The 19,049-nt window shown below is 69.6% G+C and carries 7 protein-coding genes; 4 read left to right on the top strand and 3 right to left on the bottom strand.

What is annotated here, in order from left to right:
* Positions 1 to 119: 119 nt before the first annotated feature.
* Entirely contained in the window at positions 120 to 857 is a 738-nt protein-coding gene (locus ABZ707_RS32275; protein WP_360182094.1) for a 4'-phosphopantetheinyl transferase superfamily protein, read from the bottom strand.
* On the bottom strand, positions 854 to 1,798 hold the full coding sequence (locus ABZ707_RS32270; RefSeq protein ID WP_360182091.1) for a metallophosphoesterase: 945 nt from the start codon (positions 1,796 to 1,798) through the stop codon (positions 854 to 856). The genes ABZ707_RS32275 and ABZ707_RS32270 overlap by 4 nt, the downstream gene beginning before the upstream one ends.
* Positions 1,799 to 2,514: 716 nt before the next feature.
* On the opposite strand from ABZ707_RS32270, the gene ABZ707_RS32265 reads away from it, so the two are divergent.
* From ABZ707_RS32265 to speB, 3 genes are all read left to right on the top strand, one after another.
* On the top strand, positions 2,515 to 3,264 hold the full coding sequence (locus ABZ707_RS32265) for an alpha/beta fold hydrolase (RefSeq protein ID WP_360182088.1): 750 nt from the start codon (positions 2,515 to 2,517) through the stop codon (positions 3,262 to 3,264).
* 105 nt (positions 3,265 to 3,369) lie between these two features.
* On the top strand, positions 3,370 to 6,168 hold the full coding sequence (locus ABZ707_RS32260; protein ID WP_360182085.1) for an AAA family ATPase: 2,799 nt from the start codon (positions 3,370 to 3,372) through the stop codon (positions 6,166 to 6,168).
* Positions 6,169 to 6,327: 159 nt separating this feature from the next.
* Positions 6,328 to 7,311 carry an agmatinase gene (gene speB / locus ABZ707_RS32255; RefSeq protein ID WP_360182118.1) on the top strand — a complete coding sequence of 328 codons (984 nt, stop codon included), beginning with the start codon at positions 6,328 to 6,330 and terminating at the stop codon, positions 7,309 to 7,311.
* Between the two features lie 162 nt (positions 7,312 to 7,473).
* Here the strand turns inward: speB and ABZ707_RS32250 are convergent, their stop codons facing one another.
* Positions 7,474 to 8,700, bottom strand: a complete 1,227-nt coding sequence (locus ABZ707_RS32250) for a cytochrome P450 (RefSeq protein ID WP_360182082.1) — start codon at positions 8,698 to 8,700, stop codon at positions 7,474 to 7,476.
* Between the two features lie 582 nt (positions 8,701 to 9,282).
* Between ABZ707_RS32250 and ABZ707_RS32245 the strand changes: the two genes are divergently transcribed.
* A partial coding sequence (locus ABZ707_RS32245; RefSeq protein WP_360182079.1) for a type I polyketide synthase occupies positions 9,283 to 19,049 on the top strand: 9,767 nt, incomplete at its 3' end.

Here is a 19,049-nt window from a genome sequence, read left to right as displayed (position 1 = left end):
CGCGACATCGGGGGTTCCCGGCGAGGCGGAGCCAGGCTCCTCGTGCCGACGCCCGGATCACGCTATTTTTCGGGGATCGCCCGGACAACCCCTATCCACCCTGGACAACCGGTCTCCGGTCAGACGGGGTGGGGACTCCCGGTCGCGGCCCTCGGCACGGAGGGCGAGAGGGCGGGGTACGCGATCGCGGTGACGAGTAGCCCCCGCCCGGCCGCCCAGCGACCGGTGAACGCGGTGACGTCCCGGCCGTGCGGTCCGCGCGCCGGACGCAGGAGTCTGGCGTGGAAGGTGCCGGTGGTGCTCGCCGCCGGCGCCGGGAGTGCGTCCACCCCGAAGGTGATCTCGGCATCACCGAAATCCAGTTCCGTGCGCATCATCGGATACCACGTCTTGTATACGGCTTCCTTGGCGCTGAACAACAGCCGGTCCCAGTGCGCGGGGCCGGGCTCCCGGCGAACGCCGGCACGCCGCAGCCACTCCTGCTCCGCCGGCAGCGCGATGGTCTCCCGCACCCCGCCGGGCAGCGGCAGGTCGGGCTCGGCGTCGATGCCCAGGGAGAGCAGATCCGCCGAGCGCGCCAGCACCGCGGCGCGGTAGCCGTCGCAGTGCGTCATGCTGCCGACCACTCCGTCGGGCCACCGCGGTGCGTTGCGCACCCCGGGCAGCACCGGCGCGGGCGGCAGACCGAGTTCCGCCAGCGCCCGGCGCGCGCAGGCCCGTACGGTCGTGAACTCGCGCCGCCGCTTCTCCACCGACCTGCCGAGCAGGGCCCGCTCCTCGGGGAAGAGGGTGTCCTCACCGCTGTCCTCGAACGCCTCGGCGCAGGCGGCCGCCGCCGGCAGCAGATCCGCGATCACGCCAGACCCGCCTTTCCGGCGCGGGACCCGGCGGACGGGGCCCCGGTGGTCCGTCCCGCCTCCGGCACATACGGCAGGATCTGCCGCAGCAGACCGCGCGGATGGCCCCGGCGCCGCCACTCGCGCGGATAGCCGATCGAGACCTCCTCGAAGCGGATGCCGTCGTACCAGGTGGTCCTGGGGATGTGCAGATGTCCGTAGACCATCGCCGCGGTGTTGAAGCGCAGATGCCAGTCCGCGGTCAGTTCGGTGCCGCACCACTGCGCGAACTCCGGGTGCCACAGGACGTCCATGGGGGTGCGCACCAGCGGATAGTGGTTGACCAGTACCAGCGGGACGGCCGGATCGTGTGCGGCGAGCCGCCGCTCGGTCTCGGCGACCCGCGCCCGGCACCAGGCGTCCCGGGTCGGGTACGGGTCGGGGTGCAGCAGATACTCGTCGGTGCAGACGACACCCGCCTCGTGCGCCTTGGCGAGTGACTCCTCCTTCGTGGTCGTGCCGGGCGTGAGGAAGCTGTAGTCGTAGCCGATGAACAGCGGCGCCACCGCGACCGGGCCACCGGGACCGTGCCACACGGGGTAGGGGTCCTCGGGGGTGACGACGCCCAGCCCACGGCACAGCTCCACGAGATGCCGGTAACGCCGCTCGCCCCGGAACTGGACCGTGTCCTCACGGGGCGACCACAGTTCGTGGTTGCCCGGCGCCCACACGACCTTGGCGAACCGTTCGGTGAGCAGGCGCAGCGCCCACTCGATGTCGGCGGTCAGTTCACCGACGTCGCCCGCGACGATCAGCCAGTCCTCGTCGCCGCCGGGGCGCAGGGATTCGGTGATCGGCCGGTTGTCGGCCATGCCGACATGCAGGTCGCTGACGGCGAGCAGACGACCGCCGGATGTTCCTTGCCCGGCGGACACGGGCTGTTCGGGTGGTACGGGGGGCATCGGATTCCCAACTGACCGGCAGGTCCTGGTGCTGGCTGATGGTGAGGACGATCGGACGGACATGACGTGCTGTTTCACGGTACTGACCCCGTCGGCCGTACCGGCGGCCACCTCCCGGTCGGACGCCGTCGGCCAGGACCGCACGGCGGCACCCCGCGGCCCTCGGAAGCGGGCTGCCGGGCGGATCCTACGGACGATCAGGAGGAATCCCGTCAACGGGACGGTAATTGCACGGACTGCGGCAATAGGGATGTCTGCCCCGGGACCGTACGGGAAGGCGGCCGGTGAACTGTCTTTGCGGCCTCTTTCGTAATGTGGGCCAGGCGGCTGATTGCCGCTTTGTAAATTCTCCGGGCCCAGGAAACTTACCGGTCGGTCATCGGATTGGTGGCAATCGGGGCGGATCCGGTGCGCATCGCGCGTAGAATCACGGTGCGGCCGCCGCCGTCCTTCCGGTGCACCGCGTGTTTGGTGGTGGGCGGGAGGGCAAGGGCTTCAGGTAAAAGCAGTGCAAAGGTTTTCGCGTCTGGATAAACCGTTCCGTTGCTTCATGAGGGCGAATTCCACAGGACGCCCCTGGGCGGCTGGGCCTGGCGTGAGTAGGGGTACCCCCTGCTTCATCGGCTGTGCTAAACATGACGCGATCAGCAGCGATCATGGATGACCGGATGTGGACAGGCAGTTGTACGGGGTCTTGAGGGGAAGTAATTCAACCAGTGGGTGAACAGCGCGAAAACAGCAACTGGATACGTCGGTTCCATCCGTCGGAAGAAGCCCGAGTGCGACTCGTCTGCTTTCCGCACGCCGGTGGTTCGGCGCCCTTCTATTTCCCGATGTCCCAGAAGCTCTCGCCGGGCGTCGATGTCCTTTCCCTGCAGTACCCGGGCCGACAGGACCGCCGTCAGGACAGGCGGATCGACACCATCGCCGAATATGCGGACATCATCGCCGCGGAGCTGAGGCCCTGGCTCGACCTGCCGACCGCGTTCTTCGGTCACAGCATGGGTGCGGTGCTTGCGTTCGAGGTCACCCGGCGCCTTGAAAAGGACCCGGGATACTCCCCGGTCCGTATATTCGCGTCCGGCCGCAGGGCCCCGTCGAGTTACCGCGACGAAAATGTGCACAAGCGGGACGACGACGGCATTGTCGCCGAAATGCGTCTCCTCAGCGGTACGAATCCGCAGATCCTCGGAAACGAGGAGATCCTGCGGATGGTGATGCCCGCGATCCGCAGTGATTACACCGCGATCGAGACATACCGTGCCGAACTCTCGGCGATCGTGCGCGCCCCCATCACCGTGCTCACCGGTGATGACGACCCGAAGACCAGCCCGGAAGAAGCCGAAGCGTGGCGGGGGCACACCAGTGATGCGTTCGACATCCACACTTTCCCGGGCGGCCATTTCTACTTGGCTGCTCATCAAGAGAAGATCATTAAGATCGTGTCCGAAGGGATTTCGGGCTGAACTGTTCGTCACCCCTGACTGGTCCCAGAAATCGCAAACAGCGCGGTGCTCGACACCGGAGTTAATTCTGGTGTTCCGTCCGACATGCGCGGGGGGAAGGTTGTTTTGCCAGTACATCTGATTGAGCGCGAAAGTCACCTGGCTGAACTGAACGACCTGTTGCACAGGACCGCTCAGGGCGGGGGCCGGCTGGCCCTCGTCAGTGGTGCGGTGGCGAGCGGGAAGAGTGAGCTCCTCAACCGCTTCACGGAGCAGGCCATCGACTCCGGTGCCCTGGTGCTCGAAGCGACCGGATCCCGCGCGGAACGCGATCTGCCCTTCGGGATCCTGCGGAAGATCCTGGACAGTGCGGGCCTGTCCCCGGACGACCGCACCCGGGCCCTCGAATTCCTCGACACCGACGGCCCGAAGAACACCGGCCCCGCCCCGGTCGGCGTCATGTCCCATGTCTGCTCCGTCCTCCTCCAGTTGGCAAAGGAACGCACCCTCGTCGTCGCGGTCGACGACATCCAGTGCGCCGACGAGTACTCCCTCCAGTTCGTCCTCCACCTCGCCCGCCGCGTCAGACAGGCGAAGATTCTTGTCGTCCTCACCGAGTCGACGAGGATGAGCCGGGAACACCAGATCTTCTATGCCGAACTGCTGCGCCAGCCCCGGTGCAGCCGGATCCGGCTGCACATGCTCTCCGAGGCGGGCACCGCCCGTCTGCTGTCCGAACAGTTCAGGACCGCGACCGCCGCCCGCCTGGTGCCGTACTGCCAAGGGGCCACCGGCGGCAATCCGCTGCTGCTGCGCGCGCTCCTGGAGGACCGGCGGGCCGACGGCGAGTGCGACGAAGTCTTCCAGCGGCTCCGCCCGGCGGAGGCGTTCGCCCAGGCGGTCCTCGGCTGTCTGCACCGCGGCGAGCCCGATGTCCTGCTGATCGCGCGCGGCGCCGCCGTCCTCGGTGACGCCCACTCCACCCGACTCCTCGGCCGGCTCCTCGACCTCGCCGTCCCCACGGTCGAACAGGGCGTCCAGGATCTCCTCCAGTGCGGTGTGCTGCACGACGGCGAGTTCCGCGAATCCGCCGCCAGGACCGCGGTCCTCGAAGCCGCGCCGCAGGAGAGCCTGTCGGCCCTGCACCGCCGGGCCGCCCTGCTGCTCCACGGCGAGGGCTCCACCGCGCTGGAGGTCGCCCGGCACCTGGTTGCGGCCCGCGGGGACGCCGACCGCTGGACGGTGCCTGTGCTGCGCGAAGCGGCCGAGTACGCCGTGGTCGAGGACGACCTGGAATTCGCCCTGCGCTGCCTGGAACTCGCCCACGACGCCTGCGGAGAGGGCCCGCCGCGCGCCGCGGTCAAGGCCCGGTTCGTCGGCATCGTCTGGCGTCTCAGCCCCGCGGCGGCCGAGGGGCATCTGGCGCAGCTCGCCACCGAACTGACGGTGGGCCGTCTCTCCGCACGCGACCTGCCGACAGCCGTGTCCTACCTCTCCTGGTCGGGACGGCTGGACACGGCCGCCGACGCCGTCACCGGCCTCGTCCGGTCCGAGACACCCACCGGCACCGCCGAGGAGACCGCCGCCCTGGGCGCCGCCCGGTGGCTGTCCGTACTCAGCCCGCCGCTGCGCGCACGTATACCGTCCGCCGGGGCCCCCACCGCGCCGGGGCGCGGCGACGGCCGGTCCGGCACGGCCGGCGACGCCTACGCGCAGACGGCCGGCGCGCTCGCCACCGCCCTGGGCGACGGCCCGGCCGACAAGGCCGTCGAGGAGGCCGAGCGGGTCCTCCAGCGCTACCACCTCAGTGACAACACCCTTCAGCCGCTGGCCTTCGCGCTGATGTCCCTCATCTACGCCGGCCGGCTGGATCTCGCGCTCTCCTGGTGCGAACGGCTCCTCAGCGAGTGCGCCGCGCGTCGGGTCCCCGCCTGGCAGGGACTGCTGTCCGGCGTACGGGGGGAGATCGACCTGCGCCGGGGCGACCTGCCGGGAGCCGCGAACCACGCGCGGGCCGCGATGTCACTGATGTCGGTGCAGAGCTGGGGCCCGGGCATCGCCCTGCCGCTGTCCACACTCATCCAGGCCGAGACCGGGATGGGCCGGCACGACGAAGCGATGAACCTGCTGGAACAGCCGGTGCCCGAGGGTCTGCTGCAGACCCTGCCCGGCCTCCACTATCTGCGGGCGAGGGGCCGCTGCCACCTCGCCACCGGCCGGTTCCACGCCGCCCTCGGAGACTTCGTCGCCTGCGGTGAGCTGCTGGCGGCGTGGAAGATGGACAACCCCGAACTGGTGCCGTGGCGCCTGGACGCCGCCGAGGCATGGCTGGCCCTGGGCGAGAAAGAACGCGCCCGCGCTCTCGCGCAGGAGGAACTGCGGCGCGGCTCCGGCGGGAAGGCCCTGCGGGGCACACTCCTGCTGATGCTGGCACGCACCGGCGACCTCAAGCACGGACTGCCGATCCTCAAGGAGGCGGTCGAGGTCCTTGAGGGCGGCGAGGACCGTCTGCAACTCGCCGTGGCACTGGGCGAACTGGGCCGCCGCTACCGGGCACTCGGCGAGTTCAACCGGGCCAGGATGCTTGTGCGCAAGGCGTGGCACGTCGCCAAGGCGTGCGGAGCGGAGCCCCTGTGCCGGCAGCTGATACCGAGCCACGGAGAGGGCGGCGAACTCGCCGCCCCCGCCCAGACGGGCGAGGAACCGGACCCGCCGCGCGAGACGGAAGCCCTCACCGAGGCCGAAGCGCGCGTGGCGCTGCTCGCCGCGCACGGCAACACCAACCGGGAGATAGCCTCCAAGCTCTTCGTCACGGTGAGCACCGTCGAGCAGCATCTGACCCGGATCTACCGGAAGCTGAAGGTCAAGCGGCGCAGGGACCTGCCCGCGCGACTCTCCGACAGCAGCCTGTCCGGCATCGCCTGAACTCCGGGCACATGACCACCACGCATCAGGAAACCGGCCCGGACCAGCCGCCAGTCCGGTCCGGGCACACGCGCCTGTGGCATGCCGTGGGCGGGGAAGCCCACCGGCATGGGGAACTCTTACATCGAGGAAAGGCACCGGTACCGCGGTATGAGCGAGATGTCCAACGGCATGACCCCGCCTCGCGCGCCAGAGGAATCCGAGCGGACGGTACGGTTCGCCGGCCTGGCGACGTTCGGACGGGTCCCGCGGTGGGAGGAGGTCACCGACGTGGACATCGCGGTCGTGGGTGTGCCTTTCGACTCGGGTGTCTCCTACCGCCCGGGCGCCCGCTTCGGCGGTAACGCGATTCGAGAGGCCTCGCGGATGCTGCGCCCCTACAACCCGGCGCAGAAGGTGTATCCGTACCACTTCTCCCAGGTCGCCGACGCCGGTGACATCGCCGCCAATCCTCACAACATCCATGAGGCGGTGGAGACGATCGAGGCGGCGGCCGACGGTCTTCTCGACACCGGGGCACGGCTGATGACCCTGGGCGGGGATCACACCATCGCGCTGCCGTTGCTGCGCTCGGTGGCGAAGAAGCACGGCCCGGTGGCGCTGCTGCACTTCGACGCGCACCTCGACACGTGGGAGAGCTACTTCGGCGTCGAGTACACCCACGGGACGCCGTTCCGCCGTGCCGTGGAGGAGGGCATCCTCGACACCTCCGCGCTCAGCCATGTCGGCACCCGGGGTCCGATCTACGGTCAGAAGGACCTCGACGACGACAAGGAGATGGGCTTCGGGATCGTCACCGCGGCGGATGTCATGCGACGCGGTGTCGACGAGGTTGCCCAGCAGCTACGGGAACGCATCGGCACGCGCCCGCTCTACATCTCCATCGACATAGACGTCCTGGACCCGGCGCACGCCCCGGGCACCGGCACTCCCGAGGCGGGCGGTCTCACCTCGCGTGAACTCCTGGAAATTCTCCGGGGGCTGACGGAGTGTCACCTGGTCTCGGCGGATCTGGTCGAGGTCGCGCCCGCGTACGACCACGCCGACATCACGGCGGTCGCCGCCTCCCATGCCGCGTACGAGCTGATCACGATCATGTCGCGGCAGATCGCCCCGGTCCGCTGGGGCGCTCCACCGAAGTGACGCCCGGAAGGTGACCGGGGTGTGGTGACCCTGGCGCACGGCGCTCACACGCGTGCAGGCCCGCCGGGGCGTCCGCCGGGCTCGCGCCCCGTCCGCCCCGGCGCTGTCCTCGCCCGTGTCATCTACCGATTCCGTGGGAACGCGCCGGGAACGGGACCGTCGTCAGGAGCTTGTGGAGCCGCCGGGCCGCAGCTTGTACCGGATGGGAAGGTGCTTGAGACCGCCGATGAAGTTCGTGGCGGAGAGCTCAGGCGCGCCGGCCGCTTCGATGGAGTCCAGCCGGGGGAGCAGCTCCGCGAAGAACGCGTTGGTCTCCATCTTGGCGAGGACCGCGCCCAGGCAGTAGTGCACACCGAAACCGAAGGCCAGATGCCGGTTGGGGGTGCGGGCCACATCGAACAGGAAGGGATCGTCGAAGAGGTCCTCGTCCCTGTTCGCCGAGGGATACGACAGAAGCAGGGCGTCGCCCTTGCGGATGGTGACGCCTCGCAGTTCGTAGTCCTCGACGGCCGTACGCAGGAAGCACTTGATCGGTGTGACCCAGCGGACCATCTCGTCGACGGCGGACGGCAGCAGCCCGGGATCGGCCTTCAGCCGCTCCAGTTGTCCCGGGTTCTCCATGAGCGCCTGGAGTCCGCCCGCGATGGTGGCGCTGGTCGTGTCATGGCCGGCCGTGGCGATGAGGATGTAGTACGAGGCCGCGTCGAAGTCGGACAGGTACTCGCCGTTGACCCGGGCGTTGGCGATGGCGGAGGCCAGGTCCTCGGTGGGCGTCGCACGCCGATCCGCCGTCAGCCGGTTGAAATAGCCGAACAGGTCCTGCTGCACGGCGATGAAGTCCTGGGGGTCGCGGCCACGGCCCGACTCCGCGTCGGCGTTTCCGAACAGTTCCTGGGTCAGCGAGAGCAGGCGCGGGAAGTCGGACTCGGGCAGGCCGAGCAGGGACAGGATGACGTAGAGCGGGAAATGGACCGCGATGTCCGTGACGAAGTCGCACTCGCCGTCGAAGCTCAGCATGCGGTCGACGTACCGCTTGGCCAGCTCGGTGACGCGGCCGTCCATCCTGCGCATCGCCCGCGGGTTGAACCAGTCGGCGCCGATACCGCGCACCATCCGGTGCTCGGTGCCGTCCATCGACTCCAGGGTGTGGAAGTTCGTGCCGTGTTCGGCGATCCAGCGCTCCATCGCGGAGGGGACCAGCACGGACCTCGGTGCGTTGAGAAACAGCTCCGGCTGCCGCTCGATCTCCATCACATCGGCGTGCCGGGTGATCGCCCAGAACGGCCGGAAGCCCGGAGCCTCCACCCAGTGCACCGGCGCCTCGCGGCGCAGCAGCGCCAGTGCGTCGTGCAAACGGCTGTCGTCCGCGTAGGTGGTGGGATCGGCCAATGCCCGACCAGCCCGAACAACCTTGATGTTCATCCTCTGCCCATCTCTTTATCCCCGGCGCGGGCGCGACCGCGACGCGACTCCCGCGACTCTGGATCTTCGCCGTGTCCGACCGAACTTGAGGCTAAAACAAATACGTTATCCGCAGTGCGATCGTTCAAATGGAGACGTCCGATGTGGGCAAGGTCTCATCTCCCCGAGTCCGCTTGCGTTCGTGATCGTTTCGAGTCTATTTTTTGATGTAACCGACCTAGTTGCGGAGGGAGATGGCGTCCCGCACATCCTGCTTGTGTCCGTAATTACCGCTTCGCCTGCAGTGCCCGTTTGGGGTATGCGGCCGCCGTCCGGGCGGTGTGACTTGTGGGAAGCGGTCTCATGACGGCGAGGTGAGGAATGTGGAAACTCCAAAATATCAACTCCCGCGTCCGAGCCTTGGTTTCCTTCTTGTGTCGGCTTGTTGCGCCATCATTTCCTGACCACCTCTGCTTTGTTGAGAAAAGTTACGCATGAGCCACGGCCAAGGTCGGCATTGTGAATAAAACAGGTCACCCGATATATCGCGACAGCAATGATCCCGAGGCCGTGGCCCTCGTCGGATTGTCCTGTCGACTGCCCGGCGCGCCCGATCCGCATTCCTTTTGGCGGCTGCTCGTCGAGGGCCGAAGCGGGATTACCGGGACACCGGCCGGGCGCTGGGACACGGCGGCGTCCGACGGCACCGGGCCCGCCTCGTCGGACAACCCGTATACGCGCCAGGGTGGCTTCCTCACCGGTGTCGACGAGTTCGACGCGGCGTTCTTCGGCATTTCACCCAGGGAAGCGGCCGCGCTCGATCCGCAGCAGCGGCTCGCCCTGGAACTGGGCTGGGAGGCCCTCGAAGACGCGGGGATCCTGCCGGAAGCACTCCACGGCGAGCAGGCCGGTGTCTTCGTCGGCGCGATGTGGGACGACTACGCCCTGCTCAGTCTCGCGGCTGGGAGCCCCGGCATCGGACACCACACGGTCACCGGCGTCCATCGCGGGATGATCGCGAACCGGCTGTCCCATGTGCTCGGGGTGCACGGCCCGAGCCTGACGATCGACGCCGGCCAGTCCTCGTCACTTGTCGCGGTGCACATGGCCTGCGAGAGTCTGAGGCGCGGGGAGTCCTCCGTGGCGCTCGTCGGCGGAGTGAACCTGAATTTGGCCGCCGAAGGGACGATGGCCGCGGGCGAGTTCGGCGCGCTCTCCCCGGACGGACGCTGCTTCACCTTCGACTCCCGCGCGAACGGCTACGTACGCGGTGAGGGCGGGGCCTTCGTCGTACTCAAGCCGCTGTCCAGGGCGCTCGCCGACGGCGACGAGATCTACTGCCTGCTGCGCGGCACAGCGGTGAACAACGACGGGGACGGCGAGGCCCTGACCGTCCCGAACGCGCGGGCTCAGCAAGCCGTACTCGCCGCCGCCTACCGTAACGCCGGCATCGACCCGGCGGACGTGCAGTACGTCGAACTGCACGGTACGGGCACCGCCGTCGGCGACCCGATCGAGGCTTCGGCGCTCGGAGCCGTACCCGGCACCGGACGGGCGGCCGGATCCCCGCTTCTGGTCGGCTCGGCGAAGACGAACGTCGGCCACCTGGAAAGCGCCGCCGGCATCGTGGGACTGGTCAAAACAGCTCTCGCCGTCAAACACCGGAAGCTGCCGCCCAGCCTCAACTTCGAGCAGCCCAACCCGCGGATCCGGTTCGACGACTGGAACCTCCGGGTCGTGACGGCCGCACAGCCCTGGCCGGCCCCACACCGGCCCGTACTGGCCGGGGTCTCCTCGTTCGGCATGGGCGGCACCAACTGCCATGTCGTCGTGTCCGGCGCGCCGGAAGGCACAGCGCCCGAAAGCACGGCGCCGGAGGAGACAGCGCCGGAAACCGCACACGACGCAGCCGCCCCCGAGCGGACCGCCCCCGGACTCTGGACCGTCTCCGGGAAAACCCCCGCCGCCGCCCGCGCCCAGGCCGCCGCGCTCGTCGCGTACGCCGACACCCACCCCGATGTCCGGCACACCGACATCGCCGTCTCACTGGCCCGGACACGCACCCACTTCGGCCACCGCCTGGCGGTCGTGGGCAAGGACCGCGACGAGCTCGTCGCCCGGCTGCGCGCCTTCGCCGACAGCGGGTACGCGCCCGGAGTCGCCGTAGGCACCACCGCCGAACCGGCCACCGCCACCAGCGCCTTCCTGTTCGCGGGGCAGGGCAGCCAGCGGGTCGGCATGGGACGGGAACTGTACGCCCGCCACCCCGCGTTCGCCGCGGCACTGGACGATGTTCTCGCCGCCCTCGCGAGCTGTGACCCCGAACTCTCGGCGCTGCGTGACGTGATGTTCACCGGGCCGGCCGAGAAGCTGAACCGGACCCGGTACGCGCAGCCCGCGCTGTTCGCCCTGGAAGTGTCCCTCTTCCGCCTGGCCGAGTCCTGGGGAATCACCCCGGACCTCGTGGCGGGCCATTCGATCGGTGAGATCGCCGCCGCCCATGTCTCGGGCGTGTTCTCCCTGGACGACGCGTGCGCCCTCGTGGCGGCACGGGGCCGTCTGATGCAGTCCCTCCCCGCCGGCGGCGCGATGATCGCGGTCGAAGCCGGTGAAGCCGAGGCCGGTCCACTCGTCGAGGACCTGGAGACCGTGTCCCTCGCCGCGGTCAACGGCCCCTCGTCCGTGGTCCTCGCGGGGACCGAGGACGAGGTCGAGCGAGTGGCGGCCGCCCTGGCGGCCCAAGGCCGCAGGACACACCGCCTGCGGGTCAGCCACGCCTTCCATTCACCGCTGATGGACCCGATGCTGGACCGCTTCCGGCAGGTCGTCGCCGGGCTCCGGTTCGGCGAGGCATCGATCCCCATGGTGTCGGCGCTGACCGGCGGCCCGGTGGGCGAGAGCTGGCGGAGCCCCGAGTACTGGGTACGGCACGCACGCGAAGCCGTACGGTTCGCCGACGCGCTCCATGCGCTCCGGGACTCCGGAGCCAACCTGTTCGTGGAGCTGGGCCCGGACAGCACACTCTCGGCGCTCGCCCAGGACAACCTCGGCGACGAGACCGTGACGGTGCCCGTACTGCGCGGTGACCGGGACGAGGAGAACACCCTCCTCACCGCCGTGGCCCTGCTGCATGTCAACGGGGTCAGCCCCCGCTGGAGCGCCTTCTTCGACGGAGTCCCGGCGACACGGGTGCCGTTGCCCACCTATGCCTTCCAGCGCAAAAGGCACTGGCTGGCGACCGGAACACCGGACCGGGCGCCGGTCCGGGAGCGTTCAGAGGCTCCGGCGCCGGCCGCCCCGGCCGCCGAGTCCACTCCCGGGACGCGGTGGGCGGACGCCCCGCTGGAACTCGTCCGTGACCGGCTGGCTGCCGTCCTCGGCCATTCGTCGGCCGACGAGATCGGGCCCCGGGAGACGTTCCGGGAACTCGGCCTCGACTCGTTCACCGCCGTCGAGTTCCGTAACGCCCTCACCGCCGCCACCGGCCTGGCCCTGCCCGCCGGCCTCGTATACGCCCACCCCACCCCCGACGACCTCGCCCGCTATCTGCACAGCAGGGTCGACACCGCCGAGCACACGGACGTCACGGCTCCCGTCAGCCACGCCGCCGACGACCCCATCGTGATCGTCGCCATGGGCTGCCGCTACCCCGGCGGAGCGAACTCCCCGGAAGCACTCTGGGAACTGCTCACCGAAGGCCGCGAGGCGCTGAGCGCGTTTCCCACCGACCGCGGCTGGCTGCCCGACAGCGCGTATGCCCCGCTCGGCGGATTCCTGCCGGACATGGCGCAGTTCGACGCCGCGTTCTTCGGTATCTCACCCCGTGAGGCGGCGGGCATGGACCCACAGCAGCGGCTGCTGCTGGAGGTCGCCTGGGAGACCTTCGAACGGGCCGGTATCGACCCGGAGTCCCTGCGCTCCAGCCGCACCGGTGTATTCGCCGGTATGGGACACAACGGATACGCGGGCAGCGCCGAGACCGGCAGTGTCACCAGCGTCGCCTCGGGCCGGATCGCCTACACACTCGGCCTGGAAGGCCCCGCCGTCACGGTCGACACGGCCTGCTCCTCCTCCCTGGTCGCCCTCCACCTGGCGGCGCAGGCGGTCCGTTCCGGCGAATGCGAACTCGCACTGGCGGGCGGCGTCACCCTGATGGCGACCCCTGAGATCTTCGAAGACTTCGCCCGGCAGCAGGGACTCGCCGCGGACGGCCGCTGCAAGGCGTTCTCCGCCTCCGCCGACGGCACCGGCTTCGCCGAGGGCATCGGCCTCGTACTGGTGGAACGCCTCAGCGACGCGCGCCGGCGCGGGCACCCGGTACTCGCCGTCGTACGCGGTACGGCGATCAACTCAGACGGCGCGTCGAACGGCCTGACCGCCCCCAACGGCCTCTCCCAGCAGAAGGTGATCCGCCAGGCACTCGGCTCCGCGGGCCTCACCGCAGCCGATGTCGACGTCGTGGAAGCCCACGGTACGGGCACCAGGCTCGGCGACCCCATCGAGGCGGAAGCCCTCCTCGCCACCTACGGCCAGGGCCGCGCGGCGGACCGGCCGCTCCGGCTCGGCTCGGTGAAGTCGAACATCGGGCACACGCAGGCCGCCGCCGGGGTCGCCGGGGTGATCAAGATGGTGCTGGCCATGCGCCACGGCGTGCTCCCGCGCACGCTGCACGCGCAGGAGCCGTCCCCGTACATCGATTGGTCCAGCGGCGCGGTCTCGCTGCTGACGGAGGCGACGGAGTGGCCCGAGACGGGCAGCCCCCGACGGGCCGCGGTCTCCTCGTTCGGTATCAGCGGTACCAACGCGCACGCCGTACTGGAACAGGCGCCCGCCGCCACGCCGGCCCCCACCGCGACGGAGCCCCGCGAAACGGTCTGGCTGCTCTCCGCCAAGACCCCGGAAGCGGTCCGTGCACAGGCGGCTCGGCTCATCGCCCATGTGGACGACCGTCCGGCACTCAATCCCGCGGACATCGGCTACTCGCTGGCCACCTCAAGGACCGCCTTCGCGCACCGCGCGGCCGTCGTCGGAGCCGACCGAGACGGACTGCTCGGATCGCTGAAGGCTCTTGCTCAGGGCGTCCCCGCCGCCGGAGTGGTGGAGGGGACGGCGCGGGGACGCGCCGGGAAGACCGCGTTTCTGTTCGCGGGTCAGGGGAGTCAGCGGGCGGGTATGGGGCGGGAGTTGTATGCCCGTTTTCCGGTGTTCGCGGAGGTTTTTGATGCGGTGAGTGCGCGGTTGTCGTTGCCGGATGGTGATGATGAGGAGGTGTTGGGGCGTACGGAGTTCACGCAGCCGGCGTTGTTCGCGCTGGAGGTGGCGTTGTTCCGGCTGCTGGAGTCCTGGGGCATTGCTCCGGATGTGGTGGCGGGTCATTCGATCGGTGAGATCGCGGCCGCGCATGTGGCGGGTGTGCTGTCGCTTGATGATGCGTGTGTGTTGGTGTCGGCGCGTGGTCGTTTGATGCAGGGGTTGCCGTCGGGTGGGGTGATGGTGGCGGTTGGGGCGGGGGAGGCGGAGGTGGTGCCGTTGCCGGAGGGTGTGTCGTTGGCGGCGGTGAATGGTCCGGCGTCGGTGGTGATCGCGGGTACGGAAGAGGCCGTTGCTCAGGTGTGGGGGGAGTGGAAGTCGCGGAAGCTGCGGGTGAGCCATGCGTTCCATTCGTCGTTGATGGATCCGATGCTGGAGGAGTTCCGGCAGGTGGTCGCGGGGTTGCAGTTCGGTCGTCCGTCAATCGCCGCGGTGTCGACGGTGACCGGTGCCGTGGTCGTGGACGAGTGGAGTGATCCGGAGTATTGGGTGCGGCATGTGCGGGAGACCGTGCGGTTCGCTGATGGTGTGCGCGCGCTCGTGGACTCCGGAGTGACCACATTCGTGGAGATCGGCCCGGACGGCACCCTGTCCGCCATGGCCGACGAGAACCTTGAGCGGGGCGAGGTCGCTCTCTCCGTACTGCGCAAGGAGCGAGGCGAGGAGCACGCACTCCTTACCGCGTCCGCGCGGCTGCACACCCGAGGGATATCCGTCACGTGGGGCGAGGTGTTCGCCGCCGGAGGTGGCGCCCACCGGGTCGACCTGCCGACCTACGCGTTCCAGACTCAGCGTTACTGGTCGGTGAAGCGGACTGGCGATGTCTCGGCGTTGGGCCTGGCCTCGGCCGGCCACCCGCTGCTCGGTGCCGGAGTGGAACTCGTCGAGTCCGGCGGCTACTTGTTCACCAGTCGGCTCTCCGTGGGCGCATACCCATGGCTGGCCGACCATGTCGTGGCGGGCTCGATCCTGCTGCCAGGTACGGCTTTCCTGGAGCTGGCCGTGCGAGCCGGCGACGAAGTCGGCTGTGACCACGTCGATGAACTGACCCTGGAGACGCCGCTCGCGTTCTCGGCGCGCGGAGCCGTGCGGATCCAAGTGGTCGTGGGCGGCGCCGAGGACATCGGCGGCCGCTCCGGCCGCACCCTCGGGGTGTACTCACGCGCAGGGGACAACGAGCCCTGGGTGCGGCACGCCAGCGGGATCCTCGGCACACGCGGAACCACGGCCGACCCGGACGCGCCGCAGGACACACAGTGGCCGCCGACCGGCGCGGTGCCGGTCGATCTCGACGGCTTCTACGAAAGCTGTGCGGCGGACGGGTTTGTCTACGGTCCGCAGTTCCAGGGCCTGACAGCCGTGTGGCGCAGGGACGACGACGTCTTCGCCGAAGTCGCCCTGCCGGGCGAGCCCGACTCGTACGCACTGCACCCGGCGCTGCTCGACCCCGTACTTCAGGCCACGAGGTTCCTTGGCCTCGACGAGCCCGGCGTGGGCCGTGTGCCGTTCGCCTGGAACGGTTTCTCCCTGCACGCGACAGGCGCGTCGGAAGCACACGTCCGGCTCACACGCACCGGTCCGGACACCGTCTCCATCGCCCTGTCGGACACCGAGGGCCGGCTCATGGCCTCCGCCCAGTCGCTCGTGCTGCGCCGGATGGGGGCGGTGGAGAGTCCCCGTGACGATCTGGAGCCGGCCCTCCGGGACTCGCTCTTCCGGATGGACTGGGTGCCCTTCGCCGGACGTCGTACGGATGGCGCGTTCGCGGAGCTCAGCACGCTCGCGGACGGCGAACCCGTACCTGCGACGGTCACAGCGCATATGCCCGTGGCGACAGCGCGGGATGTGCCGGGGGCGGTACGTGAGGTGACCGCTGCGGCGCTCGGTCTGCTGCGAGAATGGCTGGCCGACCCGCGCTTCGAGGGATCGCGTCTGGCACTGGTCACCCGCGACGCCGAGACGGACCTGGCGCATGGCGCGGTGTGGGGTCTGGTGCGCTCGGCGCAGTCCGAGCACCCGGACAGGTTTGTCCTGGTCGATCTGGACGGCACCCCCCAGTCCGCCGACGCGCTGGCCGACGCACTGGCCACCGGCGAACCGCAAGTCGTCGTCCGCGCGGGCGAGATACGCGTCGGCCGGCTGGCACGACTGTCCGTGACACGCTCCTCCGCACGGCCGTGGGATGCCGAGGGCACCGTACTGATCACCGGAGGCACGGGCGGCCTGGGCGCGCTGCTGGCCCGGCATCTTGTCGCCGAACGTGGCGTACGGCGGCTGATGCTGGTCAGCCGCCGGGGTGAGGCCGCCGACGGCGTGAGCGAACTGGTCGGCGAACTGGCCGACCAAGGCGCCGACGTACGCGTCGTGGCCTGCGATGTGGCCGACCGCGGCGCGCTCGCCGGTGCGCTGGCCTCGATCCCGGTGGAGCATCCGCTGACAGCGGTGATCCATGCGGCAGGTGTGCTGGACGACGGTGTGATCGGCGCCTTGACGCCGGAGCGGCTGGACACGGTGTTGCGGCCGAAGGTCGATGCGGCCTGGCATCTGCACGAACTCACCCGCGACATCAAGCTGTCGGCCTTTGTGGTGTTCTCCTCCGTCGCCGGGATCCTGGGGAACCCCGGGCAGGGAAACTACGCGGCGGCGAACGGCGGCCTGGACGCCCTCACCGGCCATCGGCGGTCACTCGGACTGCCCGCGCTCTCCCTCGCATGGGGTGCCTGGGAACTGGATGATGCCACCCATGGCGGCATGGCCGCCACGCTGAGCGACGTGGACCGGCAGCGGATGGTGCGTGCGGGGATGCCCCCGCTGTCGGCGGAACTGGGGCTCTCGCTCTTCAACACGATGGTGGACTCGGCTGTCGACACGGTCGCGGTGCCACTACGCCTGGACCTCGCGCGGCTGCGCGAAACCGGCGACCGGGTCGCCACCGTCCTGCACGGTCTGGTACGTCCCCCCGCGCGCAGGAATGCCGAGCGCGGGGCCGGGACGAACGGCACCGCGGCGGCTCAGGCCGAGGCACTCGCCGGACTGACCCCGGAGGACAAGCGCGCGGCTGTGCTGAAGCTGGTGCGTGGCCAGGTCGCCGCCGTCCTCGGCCATGCGGGCGAGGAAGCGATCGACCCCCGGGCGGCCTTCGGTGAACTGGGCCTGGACTCCCTGACCTCGATCGAGCTGCGGAACGCCCTGACAGCGGTGACGGGCGTACGGCTGTCCACCACGCTGATCTTCGACTATCCGACGCCGGAATCACTTGCCCAGTTCGTCCTGTCCGAGCTGACGGGTCAGGGCCCGGATGCCGATCGGGCGCTGCCCGTACGAGTGTCCACGCCGGTGTCCGACGACCCGATTGTGATCGTCGGCATGGCGTGCCGTTATCCGGGCGGGGTCACGTCGCCCGAGGATCTGTGGAATCTGGTGCTGTCGGGCGGGGACGGCATTTCCGAATTCCCGGAGGACCGCGGCTGGGACATCGAGTCCCTGTACGACGCCGATCCCGAGAACGCGGGCACCAGCTACACCCGGCATGGTGGCTTCCTGCATGAAGCAGCCGATTTCGACCGCGAGTTCTTCGGGATCTCGCCGCGTGAGGCCCTGGCGATGGACCCGCAGCAGCGACTGCTGCTGGAGACGTCGTGGGAAGCCTTCGAACGCGCGGGTATCGACCCGGCGAGCGTGAAGGGCCGGAACGGCGGCGTCTTCATGGGCACGATGTATCACGACTACACCACGTCGCCCACCGCGCAGTTCCCCGCTGATGTGGAGGGGTACCTGGTCACCGGCAACGCGGGCAGTGTGGTCTCGGGGCGGTTGGCCTACACCTTCGGCCTCGAAGGCCCGGCGGTGACGGTGGACACGGCCTGCTCGTCCTCGCTCGTCGCCCTGCACTGGGCGGCTGAGGCGCTGCGGTCGGGCGAGTGCTCGTTCGCGCTGGTCGGTGGTGTGACGGTGATGTCCACACCGAGCACATTTGTGGAGTTCAGCCGGCAGCGTGGGTTGTCGGCGGACGGCCGGTGCAAGTCGTTCGCGGAGGCGGCGGACGGTACGGGCTGGTCCGAGGGTGTGGGCGTGCTGGTGGTGGAGCGTCTTTCGGAGGCGCGTCGGCTTGGCCATGAGGTGCTGGCGGTGGTCCGCGGCAGCGCGGTCAATCAGGACGGTGCGTCGAATGGTCTGACGGCGCCGAACGGTCCGTCGCAGCAGCGGGTGATCCGGCAGGCGCTGGCGTCGGCCGGTCTGGCTCCGGCTGAGGTGGATGCGGTCGAGGCGCATGGCACGGGCACCAGGCTGGGTGACCCGATCGAGGCGCAGGCGCTGCTGGCGACCTATGGGCAGGAGCGGCCGGAGGAGCGGCCGTTGCTGCTCGGCTCGATCAAGTCGAATATCGGTCATACGCAGGCCGCTGCGGGTGTGGCCGGTGTGATCAAGATGGTGATGGCATTTCGTAACGGTGTGCTGCCGGGGACGCTGCATGTGGATGAGCCGTCGTCGCATGTGGACTGGGAGAGCGGTGATGTCCGGCTGCTGACGGAGCGGACGGAGTGGCCCGAAGTGGGGCGTCCGCGTCGGGCGGGTGTGTCGTCGTTCGGGATCAGTGGCACCAACGCTCACACCATCCTGGAAGCCGCGCCGGCGCCCGTCGAGCCTCCCAGGGCTGAGGAGGCTCCAGGTGTGGTGCCGTGGGTGGTGTCGGGCAAGTCTGCGGAGGCGCTGGAGGAGCAGGCCGGGCGTTTGCTGACGGCTGCGCGGGACCAGCGTCCGGTGGATGTGGGCTTCTCGCTGGCTATGACTCGTGCGGTGTTTGAGCATCGTGCGGTGGTGGTGGGTGACCGCGAGTCTTTGGTTGCGGGTGTGAGCGCTCTCTCGGAGCAGAATCCCGTACCGCAGGTGGTGCGGGGGATTGCGGGGTCTCGGGGGAAGGTGGTGTTTGTCTTCCCGGGGCAGGGGTCGCAGTGGTTGGGGATGGCGCGGGAGTTGATGGATGCGTCTCCGGTGTTCGCGGAGTCGATGCGTGAGTGTGCGGCGGC

Source organism: Streptomyces sp. NPDC006923 (assembly GCF_040635655.1).
GTDB lineage: Bacteria > Actinomycetota > Actinomycetes > Streptomycetales > Streptomycetaceae > Streptomyces.
The sequence above is the reverse complement of the archived record's forward strand: the minus strand, read 5'-3'. Positions and strand labels throughout refer to the sequence as shown.

What these genes read in the sequence shown, in the direction of transcription:
- ABZ707_RS32270 (WP_360182091.1), bottom strand. Translation starts at nt 1,798, where the DNA reads ATGCCCCCCGTACCACCCGAACAGCCCGTGTCCGCCGGGCAAGGAACA.
- speB (WP_360182118.1), top strand. Translation starts at nt 6,328, where the DNA reads ATGTCCAACGGCATGACCCCGCCTCGCGCGCCAGAGGAATCCGAGCGG.